Origin of the sequence: Nocardia abscessus (assembly GCF_015477775.1) — a bacterium.
Taxonomy (GTDB): Bacteria; Actinomycetota; Actinomycetes; order Mycobacteriales; family Mycobacteriaceae; genus Nocardia; species Nocardia abscessus_A.
The window spans coordinates 700,002-712,791 of sequence record NZ_JADLQO010000002.1; the positions used below are offsets into that span (position 1 = coordinate 700,002).

Annotated in this window: 12 protein-coding genes and 1 pseudogene; 4 read left to right on the forward strand and 9 right to left on the reverse strand. The window is 68.8% G+C overall.

The window, feature by feature from the left end:
* Positions 1-11: 11 nt before the first annotated feature.
* The 5 genes from IU450_RS08940 to IU450_RS08960 all read right to left on the reverse strand — a co-directional run bounded on the left by IU450_RS08940 (position 12) and on the right by IU450_RS08960 (position 4,788).
* On the reverse strand, positions 12-1,913 hold the full coding sequence (locus IU450_RS08940; protein WP_195149264.1) for an alkyl/aryl-sulfatase: 1,902 nt from the start codon (positions 1,911-1,913) through the stop codon (positions 12-14).
* 47 nt (positions 1,914-1,960) lie between these two features.
* Positions 1,961-2,269, reverse strand: coding sequence for a DUF202 domain-containing protein (locus IU450_RS08945; RefSeq protein ID WP_195149265.1), 309 nt, complete (start codon positions 2,267-2,269; stop codon positions 1,961-1,963).
* Entirely contained in the window at positions 2,266-2,631 is a 366-nt protein-coding gene (locus tag IU450_RS08950) for a YidH family protein (RefSeq protein WP_195149266.1), read from the reverse strand. The genes IU450_RS08945 and IU450_RS08950 overlap by 4 nt, the downstream gene beginning before the upstream one ends.
* Positions 2,632-3,158: 527 nt before the next feature.
* Positions 3,159-3,890, reverse strand: a complete 732-nt coding sequence (locus IU450_RS08955; protein WP_195149267.1) for an acetoacetate decarboxylase family protein — start codon at positions 3,888-3,890, stop codon at positions 3,159-3,161.
* A 154-nt stretch (positions 3,891-4,044) separates the two neighbouring features.
* A complete protein-coding gene (locus IU450_RS08960) occupies positions 4,045-4,788 on the reverse strand; it encodes a TetR/AcrR family transcriptional regulator (protein WP_195149268.1) in 744 nt (247 codons plus the stop codon).
* A gap of 54 nt (positions 4,789-4,842) precedes the next feature.
* Between IU450_RS08960 and IU450_RS08965 the strand changes: the two genes are divergently transcribed.
* From IU450_RS08965 to IU450_RS08975, 3 genes are all read left to right on the forward strand, one after another.
* Positions 4,843-6,309, forward strand: a complete 1,467-nt coding sequence (locus IU450_RS08965) for an MFS transporter (RefSeq protein WP_324197594.1) — start codon at positions 4,843-4,845, stop codon at positions 6,307-6,309.
* Between the two features lie 166 nt (positions 6,310-6,475).
* The gene (locus IU450_RS08970; protein WP_195149269.1) at positions 6,476-6,727 is read left to right on the forward strand and encodes a hypothetical protein; all 252 of its coding nucleotides are present in this window, start codon (positions 6,476-6,478) and stop codon (positions 6,725-6,727) included.
* Between the two features lie 198 nt (positions 6,728-6,925).
* Positions 6,926-7,591 carry a serine protease gene (locus IU450_RS08975; RefSeq protein WP_195149270.1) on the forward strand — a complete coding sequence of 222 codons (666 nt, stop codon included), beginning with the start codon at positions 6,926-6,928 and terminating at the stop codon, positions 7,589-7,591.
* A 39-nt stretch (positions 7,592-7,630) separates the two neighbouring features.
* On the opposite strand, the gene IU450_RS08980 is transcribed toward IU450_RS08975, so the two are convergent.
* On the reverse strand, positions 7,631-8,203 hold the full coding sequence (locus tag IU450_RS08980; protein WP_195149271.1) for an FHA domain-containing protein: 573 nt from the start codon (positions 8,201-8,203) through the stop codon (positions 7,631-7,633).
* Positions 8,204-8,530: 327 nt separating this feature from the next.
* Here IU450_RS08980 and IU450_RS08985 point away from each other — a divergent pair, with 327 nt between their 5' ends.
* Entirely contained in the window at positions 8,531-9,028 is a 498-nt protein-coding gene (locus IU450_RS08985; RefSeq protein WP_195149272.1) for a GNAT family N-acetyltransferase, read from the forward strand.
* Positions 9,029-9,078: 50 nt separating this feature from the next.
* Here the strand turns inward: IU450_RS08985 and IU450_RS08990 are convergent, their stop codons facing one another.
* From IU450_RS08990 to IU450_RS09000, 3 genes and pseudogenes are all read right to left on the reverse strand, one after another.
* Positions 9,079-10,002 carry a tyrosine-type recombinase/integrase gene (locus IU450_RS08990; RefSeq protein ID WP_195149273.1) on the reverse strand — a complete coding sequence of 308 codons (924 nt, stop codon included), beginning with the start codon at positions 10,000-10,002 and terminating at the stop codon, positions 9,079-9,081.
* A 54-nt stretch (positions 10,003-10,056) separates the two neighbouring features.
* Complete coding sequence (dprA, locus tag IU450_RS08995) at positions 10,057-11,310, reverse strand: DNA-processing protein DprA (RefSeq protein WP_195149602.1); 1,254 nt, start codon at positions 11,308-11,310, stop codon at positions 10,057-10,059.
* Positions 11,311-11,513: 203 nt separating this feature from the next.
* Positions 11,514-12,782 (reverse strand): annotated as a pseudogene (locus IU450_RS09000) (YifB family Mg chelatase-like AAA ATPase); the annotation flags it as partial.
* Positions 12,783-12,790 lie beyond the last annotated feature (8 nt).

Below are 12,790 nucleotides of genomic sequence, written 5' to 3' on the forward strand. Positions count from 1 at the left end.
GGCCGCAGGGCCTACGGTGTGACGATCGCGAAATCGGGGTCCGGGGCGTCGAAGATGTCCACCAGTTCGGCGAGCTTGGTGACGTCTCCCTCGATGACGATGTCGCCCGCGGCCGCCGCGACGCCGAAGTCGTCGCCGGCCAGCAGCACCCGGATCAGCGTGGACTTGACCAGGGTGAACGTGGCGTCGGGTTGCGGCAGGCGCATGCCGGGGGCGACATCGAAGTGGGTGAGACGGCCGTTGCGCAGTTCGAGCCGGTGGGTGCGGTCCAGGTCGGTGAGGATCCAGTCGGTCGCGAGCCGGTGGTCCCACGCTTTGGGGCCGTCGACGCGCAACGCCAGAGCGTCGAAGATCTGATCGATGCTCAGTGCGGCGACCATGGTCGGCGATTCGCTCTTGGTCGGTGTGCCGAACGAGCCGTAGCGCAGCTCGTAGGCTCCGCTGAGATAGAAGTTGCGCCAGGTCGCGTTCTCCGCGCCGTAGCCGAGTTGCTCGAAGGTGCTGGCCTGCAATGCTTTCGCGGCATCGTTGTCCGGGTCGGCGAAGATGACGTAGTTGAGCACCTGCGCCACCCAGCGGTAGTCCCCGGCGTCGTAGGAGACCTGCGCTTTGCGCAGCACTTCGTCGGCCCCACCCATGAATTCCACGTGCCGTCGCGCGGATTCGACCGGCGGGTGTTCCCACAGGTGCGCCGGGTTTCCGTCGAACCAGCCCATGTAGCGCTGGTAAATGGCCTTGACGTTGTGACTGACCGAACCGTAGTACCCGCGCGCATGCCAGGCCTCCTCGACGGCGGGTGGGAGCGTCACCAGTTCGGCGATCTCCGCGCCCACGTATCCCTGGTTCAGCAGGCGCACGGTCTGGTCGTGCAGGTATCCGTACAGGTCCCGTTGCAGCGAGAGGAATTCCACCAGGCGCGCGGTGCCCCAGGTCGGCCAGTGATGCGAGGCGAAGACGACGTCGGATTCGCGGGCGAACATATTGATCGCCTCGGTGAGGTACTTCGCCCAGACGTGCGCGTCGCGCACCAGGGCGCCACGCAACGTGAGCACATTGTGCAGGGTGTGGGTCGCGTTCTCCGCCATGCACAGCGCGCGGCGATCCGGGAAATAGAAGTTCATCTCCGCGGGCGCTTCGGTACCGGGCGTGAGCTGGAAGACCATCCGTATTCCGTCGATCGTCACCTCCTGGCCGGTCGCGGTGATGTCGACGGTCGGGGGAATCAGGGTGACCGTGCCGACCGAGGTGGTCTGACCGAGCCCGGATCCCACCGCGCCGAGCGGACCGCGCGGCAGCACCGCGCCGTACATGTACCCCGCACGGCGTGCCATCGCGGTGCCCGCGTAGATGTTCTCGGCCACCGCATGTTCCAGGAACCCGGCCGGCGCCAGCACCGGACAGCGTCCCTCGGCGACGGCCTCGGTGGTGGTGACTCCGCACGCCCCGCCGAAGTGGTCGATGTGCGAATGCGTGTAGATCAGGCCGGTCACCGGACGGTCGCCCCGGTGGGCGCGGTAGAGCGCGAGACCGGCCGCCGCCGTCTCGGCCGAGATCAGCGGATCGATCACGAGGACGCCGGTTTCACCTTCGACCAGCGTCATATTGGAGATGTCGAAACCGCGAATCTGATAGATGCCGTCGCTGACCTCGAACAACCCCTGTCGCACCGCGAGGCCGGACTGCCGCCAGAGGCTCGGATGGACCGAGACCGGGCAGGGTTCCCGCAGGAACGAATAGGAGTCGTTGTCCCACACGACGGCTCCGTCTTCGGAGGTGACCACGCCCGGCACCGGCGCGGCGATGAATCCGCGCTCGGCGTCGGTCAGATCGGTCGTGTCGGCGAATGGCAGTGCGGCGGCCGCACGCCGGTGTTCCGCGACGATGAAGTCGCTCGGCTCGCTCGCTGTGCTCATTGTCGTCCTCCTGTCGTCTCGACCAACCTTGCTGGGCCGCTGCCGGTTCAGGGCAGCGGTTCGAGGGAGCCGGCGGCCGCGGCGGCCACCGCGACCACGAACACCGCCGCGGCAGTCGCGGCGACGATGCGGCCACCATGGGCGTAGTGGCCGCGGCGCAGACCGCGGTTGCGCAGATAGCAGGCCCCGGCCAGCGCCGCCATCGCGATCGCGGCGCCGATCGGCGCGGCCGCGGCCGCTCGCCAGCCGCTTTCGAGTGCCTGATGCAAGAACAGTGTGCCGACGACCATCGCCGCCACGGCGGTGCGCCGCCACGCCAGCGCGGTGCGTTCGGCGGACAGATGGGGCGCGCTCACCGCAGCAGCACCGCCACCGCCGCCAGCACCGAGACGATCGCGATGCCCGCCGACAGGACCGGCACCAGCACCGTGTCCGGCAGCGGATCGCCGCGCCGCATGGCCACGCCGACCCGCCGCCAGTGCGCGTACGCGCCGACCGCGACGACTGCCGCCAGGACCAGGCAGCTGAGCGCGATCGCGCGCCGCAGTCCCGCGATCCGGAACGACTGGACCAGTGTGTGCACCGCGACGCCACCCGCCAGCAGCCCCAGCGCGGTCCGCATCCAGGCGAGGAAGGTGCGCTCGTTCGCGAGCGTGAAGCGATAGTCGAGTTCCTCTTCGCCCTCTTCCGATTCGGCTTCGGGATTCGGCAGCGTCACGCCGCCTCGGCTCGGATCGTCGAGTGCCGAGCGACCCGCCCACGAGGGTGGCGGCTCCTGACCCGAGGCGACGCTCCGTCGCACGGGTCGACGCCGGACTGCACGGTGGTCACGACACACCACGCTAGTGGGGACCGAGGAAGCTCGCGGCCGCCCATCGCCGACGGCGGGAACCCGATCCGTGTTCGTAGGCGCACCGGCCACTTCGCACGGTCGAGCGCACTCACCGTCGCGTCGCTCGGATAGCCGACTGGAAGCCAGATGTCGCCGGTAGATCTCAGCAACCAGGTTCGCGCGATGCGCGCCGAACGATGACCAGCTCGTGTTCCAGACCCGAAATCACGCCATAGAACCAGCTCACAGCGCTCATCGCCGAGGCAGGTCCGGTCGGCGACCATCACGGGCATCACTCCATCGCTGCTAGCGTTGGCAAACGATCCGCTATGTCAGATTAATCGCCGTCACCAGGGCCGTCCACGCGCCTCACGCGCCCGTGACCGGGTGGTTATGCGCGGGCGAGCGAGACGTCAGATGGCGATGGCGTCCTCGAATGTCATGGCCAGCCGCGAGACGGACGAGGACATCAGCGCCCGGCGCGGCAGGCCCAGCGACCGGAGTTCCGCGGCGATCTCGTGATCGCCCAGCTTCAGCTCCGCCCCGCCGGGACGCGCTCGCATGCCGGACGGCTGCATCGCCCAGCGCGTGCAGCGCGTGACGCCATCGATGTGCGAGTAGGCGTCGAACGAGGACGCGGTGGCGCGCCCGTTCGGGGTCGCGAACCCGGGCCGCAGCGTGAGGTCCGCGATGAGCCGCCCGTCCTGGTGCAGCGCACCGCTGCGCCTCCGGCCACCGTGGTCCACCACGAATTCGGCGAGTTCCTTGGGAAATCCCCAGATACCGCGCCCGGCGGCCAGGGTGAAATCGCCGTCGACCGGCAGCCGGTGGATCAATACACCGGCCTGCCCGGTCCTCAGCGCCTTCAGATCGCCGAATCCCGAGGCCGCGCCCGCGGTGTGGTGGCGCACCATGAACGAGACGCCGAACTCGTTGTAGGGGCCCAGATCGCCGTCGACGTAGTCGACGAAGACCAGCGTGCACATCGCCCGCCCGCCGGGCAGCCGGAGAACCCGCAGGCCGGAGTAGTCGATGAGGCGTTGCGCCGCCGCGGCGGGCACCAGGTAGGTGGCCATGAACGCGTGCGCGAGCCGGATACGGACCGGCATGCGGACCTCGCGGCCGAGAACGGTGTGCGTGCTCACGTCGACGCCTTTCTGCACATCGGCGCCCGCGCGCCGCGCTGCCGTGCGGAGCGACCCCGCAGGATCACGTCTATAGAACACGTATCAGTTTATCGGCGCAATACGGCCTCTACCGAACTTCTCCCCTAGCGAACCTGTTTCACTTTCTAGGACCTCACTCCTCCGGAACACGACTTTCGGACGACTCCTCGGATCGTGCCGCATGCCGGAGGCGGGCTTCCAAGCCGTCGAGGACGCACAGCAGACCGAAGTCGAAGGCCATCGCACGCCCGACCTCCTGGTCCGTCGGGATGATCGCCTGATAGTCCGCGAGCATTTCGGGATAGTCACCGGCCAGTTCGGTCATCACGTTCAGTACGCCGTCGGTGTCGATCTCGGCGCCCTTGTACGCCGTGTCCCAGGCGATCTCGGGCAGCACCTGGCCGAGGACGAAACACATCACCGTTCCGCTGGCCAGGTAGATGTCCACGCCCTGAAAACCCGCCTGGACGAACGCGCGGCGCAGCCGATCGCTCAGGCGCAGCGAGTTCGGGCCGATGCTGGGCAACCGCCCCACCAGGGTCGCCATCCACGGGTGCTCCCGGATGCTCGCGCGGAGGCTGTAGGCGAAGGTGGTCAGCAGTTCGCGCCAGGAGGCCTGCTCCGGCTCCGGAGTCCGCACCAGGCCCCAGAACTCATCGAGCACCAATTCCAGCAGTTCCTCCTTGTTGGAGACGTGCCAGTACAGGCTGGTCGCGCCCGCGCCGAGCTTCGCGCCGAGTTTGCGCATGCTCAGCGCCTCCAGCCCCTCGGCGTCGAGCAGCTCCACAGCCGCGGCGATGATCTGCTCGCGATGCAGCCCCGCGGACTTGGGCTGGCGCGGCTGCTTGGTCCATACCGAGGCGAACTGCTTGGTCACAACACGATCTTATAATCGCTCGCACACTGTTCGAGTTTCTCGTACGCTGTGCGAGTGAAATCGAACGTTGTACGAGACCCCCGCCGCTGGTGGGTTCTGGGGGTCCTCTGCCTGTCCTTGCTCGTGCTGATGCTCGACAGCACTGTGCTCAATCTCGCCATTCCGTCGCTGATCCGGGAGCTCGGTGCCACGCCGTCGGACGTGCAGTGGATCCTGGACGCCTACGTGCTGGTCTTCGCCGGGCTCCTACTCACCGCGGGAAGCCTGTCCGACCGCTTCGGCAGGCGCCGAGCGCTGATCGCCGGACTGGCGGTGTTCGGCGTGGCGTCGCTGGCCGCGGTGCTGGCGACCGAGCCGTGGCAGGTCGTGGCCGCGCGCGCCGCGATGGGTGTCGGCGGTTCGCTGCTGATGCCGTCGACGCTGTCGATCCTGATGACCACCTTCGCCGAGGACGAACGGCGCACGGCGATGGCGGCCTGGTCGACGGTCTCCATGGTCGGCATCGTCGCCGGACCGACGCTGGGCGGCTTTCTGCTCCAGCACTACTGGTGGGGGTCGGTGTTCCTGCTCAACATCCCGGTGGCCGTGCTCGCGATCGTGGCGGCGGTCGTGCTGATGCCCGAGACCACCGGCGAGCAGCGGCCGGTCGATCTCGTCGGGGTCGTCTTGTCCGTGGTGGCGCTGAGCGCGACGGTCTACGTGATCATCGAGCGGGAATGGAACGTCGGCGTGATCGTGCTGGCCGTCGTCGCGGCGGCCGCGTTCGTCGTGTGGGAGAGCCGATCGGCCCATCCGATGCTGCCGTTGGCCGTGTTCCGCAGCCGCGATTTCACGGGCACGTGCTTCACGCTGCTATTGATGGTCTTCGGCATGGGCGCGGTCATGCTGATGCTGACGCAGTACCTGCAGTTCGTGCTGGGCTACGGGCCGATGAAGGCGGGACTGGCGCTGTTGCCGTACGCCGTGGCCGCGGCGGTCTGCAACGGGCTCGGCGCGACGCTCGGCAAGACCCTGAGCAACAAGACGCTCATCGTGTCCGGCCTGCTCGTCATGGGTGTGGCCTTCGGCATCCTCGCCGTCGCGAGCGGGTACCTGTGGATTCTGGTCAGCATGCTCGTGATGGGGGTGGGCGGCGGTTTGGCGGGTCCGGCCGCGTACGCCGCCATCATGAGCGCCATCCCGCTACAGCATGCCGGTGTCGGCTCCGCGATGAACGACACGCTGCAGCAGGTCGGCATGGCGATCAGCATCGCCGTCCTCGGCAGCGTGCTGGCCGGGGTGTTCACCTCGAACATGCCCGCCGACGCTCCCGAGGCGGCCCGGGAATCCATCGGGGCCGCCTTCCAGCTCGGCTACCTGGAGCCGGCCAAGGACGCTTTCACCGCCGCCATGTCCACCGGCGCGTGGATCAGCGCGGGATTCAGCATCGCCGCCGCACTGCTCGGCGCGGTCCTGCTGCGCGCGCGTCGGCCGGGACCGGTCGTCGAGCAGCCGGAAACCGTCCCGGTCGCGAACGGCTGATCGTCGCGGCCACCCGCGCCGACCGGGTGAACGCCTTCCGGTATGAACTATTCCGACCCTGGGGCTGATGGTCTCCCGCGCGCCCTCCGAGAAGAGTTGATGGTGTGTTCACACTGAGGCCTTCAACAAACGAGGGCTCGTGAAGCAATCAATCGATGGAGACATCATGATCACGAACAAAATGCGCGTTACGGCGGCGACGGTAGCGATCGCACCGATCATCGCCCTGGGTTCAGGTTTTGCTTCCGCCGCACCGGACGTATCCCCCGGACCCGGGCAAGTGGCGGATCATCCGGTACCGGTTCAGGTCGAGCCCGCGACATTGGGCCTGTTTTGGCCGCTGGGCATTTTCTGTGCTCCTCTGCTGCTGCTTCCGCCGGTGGTCAACGCGGTCGCCGTGTTCGTCTGCGCCGCGTGAGGCGAATTCGTAGGTAGCGCCTCGAAGACGAGTGCGCCTCGGGAGATGTCGTGAACCCGAGGCGCCTCGTCGCTGTCTGCGATCCGTGACCGGGATCCGGCACGAAGACGGAATTCGAGACCCGGCCCAGGAGGCGCCCGGCCGAGGAAACTGGGGGAATCAATCGTGACGCGCGGATAAGTGCGGTTGAATTACCGAATGACCAAGTTCAGGAAACTCGTAGGCGCTGCCGCGGCACTTGCCGCGGCCACGGCGCTGTTCGGGGCACCCGGGACCGCGCAGGCCGAGCCGTCATCCGTTCTGGGTGGCGGCTCCGGCATCGTCGTCGGCGGTCAGAACATCTGCACGCTCACCACGATCGGGCGCGACTCCGGCGGCCGGCTCGTCGGATTCACCGCGGCGCATTGCGGTGAGGCGAATGCCACCATCGCCGCCGAGGCCGATCGCGACGCCGGCGTGGTCGGCACTGTCGACTATGCCAACAGCACCATGGACTATTCCGTGATCGTGTTCGATCCGGGGATGGTCGTGCCGGTGAACCAGGTGGGTGGGACGACAATCACCGGCTTGGGCGGCCCGGCCCGGCCTCCGGACACCGTCTGCAAGGAAGGCAGGACAACCGGCCGGACCTGCGGGGTGGCCTATGGTGACGTGTTCACGAGCGGCAATCTGACCTGGACCCAGACGTGTGTCGTCGAGGGCGATTCTGGCGCTCCGCTCGTCGTCGGGACCACGCTGGTCGGCATGGTCAACGGCTACCTGGCGGTGCCGTGCCTCGGACCGCAACTCGGAACGGACATCACCGCGATCGTCGCCGACGTGAACGCACGCGGTGGCGCCGGATCGGGTTTCCAGCCGATTTGACGGAACGCGGGGCGAACTCCGGCAGATCCAGCCGAAGCCTTACCTGTCCGAGTCGGTGACAATGCCGAATTCGATAGCGCGTTCGACCAGGAACAGCCGTTTTTGGTTCGGAGGTAAGGCTTCGACCTGGAATATCCGGAACAGCGCACGCATGTGCGTCTTGACCGTCGAGATACTCAGGCACAGATCGCGCGCGATCCGGCTGTTGGTCGCGGGATACGAATACGCGTTGTGCGCGTCGCATGGGCGGCACAACGCCTCGAGAACCAGATACTGGGCCGGGGTCAGTGAATTGCGGGTGGGCAGTGGCGCGTGGGCGAGCGTCATGTCCTCGTCGAAGGATTCGGCGGCTCGGAAGACGAATACCGACCGTCCGACGCGAATCGTGTCGCCGGAATCGAGTTTCCGCCGTCCGCCGACACGTTCGCCATTGACGAATGTGCCATTTTTGGACAGTCCGTCGTCGACGATGACCCAGCATCCGCCCACCCGCTCGATAACGGCGTGCAGCCGGGAGACGGTCGGATCGGAAGTTACGGGAATATCGGCTGTGGCGGACCGTCCGATAGTAAGACTGGCCGGGCCGCCGTCGAGAGAAATCTCGCGCGCCATGTCCTGTCCGGCGGGTCGGGAAGCAGCGCCTGCGGCCGACTGCCACCACGCGGACTGTCCCGCTGATGAGTACGGTCCGCGACCCAGGGCCTGTCCGCCAGACGTAGGCATCGCTCGTCTTTCCCACTCGAAATACGTCGTGAACTGCGGGCACCGATTCGCTTCTCTCAGGGTGCGCTTTCCGAGCGCCTGCCACACGGGTATTCGCCTACTTCGCAATGCGACCGGGGCGTTTCCCGAACCCCGAGTGCACGACACCGGCACTAAACAGACCGATCAGTCGGAATAGTGGCGGCTCGGCGGCGATCGATGGGTCAGGATGGTCGGATGAGCGTCCTCATCCGACCGCGAACCGAGCGCGACCTCGATGCTTGCGCCACAGCGTTGCGGCAGGTCCACGAGATCGACCGATATCCGGAAGTCTGGCCGACGGACCCGGCCGGATGGCTGTCGCCGCCCAAACTCCTCGCGGCCGTCGTCGCCGAACGCGACGGCGCCGTCGTCGGTCACATCGGACTCGGCGCGAGCAGTGGGACACCGGAGGTCGTGCGCGAATCGGCCTGCACAGAGGCCGTCGTCTCGGTGATCCGGTTGTATGTCGCCCCGGCCGAGCGGCGGGCGGGTGTGGGTTCACAACTGTTGACAGCGGCCACGCGCCTGGCCGCGGACCGGGGGCAGCGCGCAGTGCTCACGGTGACCTCCGACAGCGCGGCGGCGGTCGCGATGTACGAGCGGCACGGTTGGCGTCACGTGGCCGGCGGGCCCGGCGGCTGGCGGACCGCGGACGGACGAGAGGCGCAGGTGCGTTACTACGTGAGTCCGTGAGCCGATCCTCGGTGGCCTCTTGTGCGATGCGGCCGATCGCCGGGTGACCGTCAGGCGCGGGGGTGGGCCTGGTCGTGCACCTTCTTGAGGCGCTCGATGGAGACATGGGTGTAGAGCTGGGTGGTGGCCATGCTGGCGTGGCCGAGAAGTTCCTGGACCACACGCAGGTCCGCCCCACCCTCGAGGAGGTGGGTCGCGGCGGTGTGCCGCAAACCGTGCGGGCCCATGTCGGGTGCGCCCGGGATGGCCGAGACGACCTCGTGCACCACGGTTCTGGCCTGGCGCTGATCGAGCCGTCTGCCGCGGCGGCCGAGCAGCAGCGCTCGGCCGGAGTCGACGGTGGCGAAGGCGGGGCGTCCGTAGCTCAGCCAATTGCCGACCGCCTCGTCGGCGGGCGTGCCGAACGGCGCCGATCGCTCCTTGTTGCCTTTGCCGAGCACGCGCACCACACGCCGCTCGCGGTCCACGTCCTCGATGTCCAGCCCGCACAATTCACCGACCCGGATGCCGGTGGCGTACAGCAATTCCACGATCGCCCGGTCCCGCAGTGCCATCGGATCACGCTGGGCGGCACCGGATTGCGCCGCGTCCATGGCGCCCAGCGCCTGTTGCCGCCCGAGTACGGCGGGAAGGACGCGATGCGCTTTCGGCGAGCCCAACCGCAGCCCCGGATCGGCGGGCAACCGGCCGGTCCGGGTGAGCCAGGCGGTGAACGTGCGCGCCGAGGACGCCCGCCGGGCCACGGTCGTTCGTGCCGCACCCGCCGCCGCCTGCTGCGCCAGCCACGACCGCAACAGCAGCAGGTCCAGCTCGCGGATGGCCGAATCCGCCGACCGGGTGTACAGATGCTCCAGCAGCGACCGAGCGTCCCCCAGATACGCCCGCACCGTGTGCTCCGAGCGGTTGCGCCCGAGCCGCAGATGCCTGCCGTACTCCACCAGCAGCGCTTCCAGATCTTCGGGCAGTTCCTCCATCCTTCCACCGTCGCGACCCGCGCCCCGGATGGCAAGCCCCCGCGCCGAATGCGCTCACGGGCGGCGGGCCGTTCGGCGCCAACCACTTTCGTCACTGGCCACCAGCCCCGCCAATTCGAGAGCGGCCAATGTCGCACGTACCACTGGAAGGGGCAGCCCACATTGCCGGGACACCTCCATTGGCAAGCGCGAACCCACTCTCGGTAGCGCGGCGAAGACCAGCGCCTCGTCGCCGGTCAGCCGGTCAGCCGGAGCACCGCCTGCCGCTGCTTCGGAAGTCGACAACCGCAGCGGCCCCGCCTCGTCGACGACTTCCTCGGCACGGGTCACCAAGAGGGCCTCGCCGTCGCGGATCATGCGGTGGCACCCCACCGACGCGGCCGAGGTCACCGGGCCGGGCACGGCCAGGGCGGGACGGCCGAGGCGGCGTGCCCATTTGACGGTGTTGCGTGCGCCGCTGCGCAATCCTGCCTCGATGACGAGCACGCCGTCGGCCAGAGCGGCGATCAAGCGGTTCCGGGCGAGGAACTGATGCTTCTGCGCGGTGACACCGGGCGCGTATTCGCTGACCACCAATCCGGATTCGGCGATGTCGGCCAGCAGGCGCTCGTGCTGCGCCGGGTACGGCCGGTCGATCCCACAGGCAAGCACGGCGATCGTCGGTGCCTCCACCGCCAACGCCGCCCGATGCGCCATGCCATCGATCCCGAACGCGGCGCCGGACACAATGGTCCACCCCTGCGCGGCGAGATCGCCCGCGATCTCCCCCGTGACCCGATTTCCGTATCCGGTGCTGCACCGGGCCCCCACCACCGCCACAGCGCGTTCGCTGGACTCCAGCAGCGAGCGTGGGCCGCGCACCCACAGCACGAGCGGAACGGCGCCGTCGCGATCCCGCCCCGGCTCCAGCTGCGCGAGACCGAGCATCCGCCAAGCGGGCCACTCCGGATCCTCCGGCGTCACCACTCGCCCACCGATCCGCTCGACGGTCTCCAGATCCCGCGCCGCCACGTCGACCTCGCGCCGCTGCGCCGTCGGCCCCCGCAGCGGTTCGGGCAGCGCACACTCCCGCACAGCACGCGCCGCCTCGACCACCCCGACCGACTCGATGAGCGCCGACAATGGCGCGCACGGCCCCTGCACCACCCGCGACAGATACACCCATGCGAGCCGCCGAGCATCGGCTTCACCGGACGACACTCCGGAACCAAGCGCGTCGCCCACCGCAGAGACGTTCGCCACTGCGGGCACGCTCTCCACCGCGGGCACATTCACCACAGGCACGGTCGCCGCCACAGGCACGCCCATCGTCGGCGGTACGTCCGCGGTCGCAGGCACGTCCGCCACCACGGGCACGTCCGCCACCTGGGGCACGCCCAATGCGGAAGGCATGTCCGCGGCCGCTGGCACGTCCACCACAGGCACATCCACCACTGCGGACACGTCTGCCCGGGGCATGGTCGAGGCCGCAGGCACCGTGGCCGCCTTCTCCTCGGCCGGGACCGTCGCGCTCATTGCGGAACCCTTTGACGGAAGTTCAATGCGGCCAGAACGTCTTGCGCCGACGGCAGGTCGCCGCCGCGTAGGTCGCAGATGGTCCAGGCCACCCGGATGGCGCGGTCTGCGCCGCGCGCGGACATGCGGCCGAGACGCAACGCGGTCTCGACGGGAGCGAGCGATTCGCGTGGTAGCCGGAAGCGCTGGCGCAGGATGTGACCGGGAACTTCGGCGTTGGTAAGCCACCCGTACTCGCGCCAGCGCTCGGCGGCGGCGCGACGCGCGACGGCGACCCGCTCGCGGACCACCTCACTGCTCTCGGCGGCATCGGTGCTGAACGCCGCGCCGGACTGCCCGTGCATCCGCACCCAGATGTCGATACGGTCGATCAATGGCCCGGACAGCTTGCCGAGGTAGCGGCGGCGAGCCAGCGGTGCGCAGATGCAGTCGACATCGCGGGCCGGGGCGCACGGGCAGGGATTGGCGGCCAGCACGAGCTGGAAGCGTGCCGGGTAACGCGCCACACCGTCACGCCGGGCGATGCGCACTTCCCCTTCTTCCAATGGTGTTCGCATCGCCTCCAGCACCTTCGTGCCGAGTTCGGCGCATTCGTCGAGGAACAGCACGCCGCGGTGCGCCCGGCTGACCGCGCCGGGCCGGGCGGTCCCCGAGCCACCGCCGATCATCGCGGTCACCGAAGTCGAGTGGTGGGGGGCGACGAACGGCGGCGCCGTGATCAGCGGGTGGTCACCGGCGAGCGTGCCCGCCATCGAGTGGATCGCGGTCACCTCCAGCGCCTCGGTCTCGGTGAGTGGTGGCAGCAGTCCCGGAAGGCGTTGAGCCAGCATCGTTTTCCCGATGCCGGGCGGGCCGGTGAGCAGCAGATGGTGGCCGCCCGCCGCGGCCACCTCCAATGCCCAGCGCGCTTCGTCCTGTCCGACCACCTCGCTGAGATCGCCGCCCTGCCGCACGGAATCCGGCAGGTCGCCGTCCGGCTCGTCGAGCGCGCCTTCCCCGCGCAGCCAGGCCACGACACCGCGCAGGCTGCGGGCCCCGAAGACCTCGATACCCTCGACCAGTCCGGCCTCGGCCATGGTCACCGCCGGTACCACGACGGTCGACCAACCGGCCTTGCGCGCCGCGAGCACGGCGGGCAGGACGCCACGCACCCGTCGCACCCGCCCGTCCAGCGCGAGCTCTCCGAGCAGCACGGTCTTCGCGAGCCGCTCGGAGGGGACCGAACCGGACGCGTCCAGTACCGCGACGGCCAGCGCCAGGTCGTAAGTCCGTC

What these genes read in the sequence shown, in the direction of transcription:
- IU450_RS08940 (WP_195149264.1), bottom strand. Translation starts at nt 1,913, where the DNA reads ATGAGCACAGCGAGCGAGCCGAGCGACTTCATCGTCGCGGAACACCGG.
- IU450_RS08970 (WP_195149269.1), top strand. Translation starts at nt 6,476, where the DNA reads ATGATCACGAACAAAATGCGCGTTACGGCGGCGACGGTAGCGATCGCA.
- IU450_RS08975 (WP_195149270.1), top strand. Translation starts at nt 6,926, where the DNA reads ATGACCAAGTTCAGGAAACTCGTAGGCGCTGCCGCGGCACTTGCCGCG.
- IU450_RS08980 (WP_195149271.1), bottom strand. Translation starts at nt 8,203, where the DNA reads ATGGCGCGCGAGATTTCTCTCGACGGCGGCCCGGCCAGTCTTACTATC.
- IU450_RS08985 (WP_195149272.1), top strand. Translation starts at nt 8,531, where the DNA reads ATGAGCGTCCTCATCCGACCGCGAACCGAGCGCGACCTCGATGCTTGC.
- IU450_RS08990 (WP_195149273.1), bottom strand. Translation starts at nt 10,002, where the DNA reads ATGGAGGAACTGCCCGAAGATCTGGAAGCGCTGCTGGTGGAGTACGGC.
- dprA (WP_195149602.1), bottom strand. Translation starts at nt 11,310, where the DNA reads ATGGGCGTGCCTGTGGCGGCGACCGTGCCTGTGGTGAATGTGCCCGCG.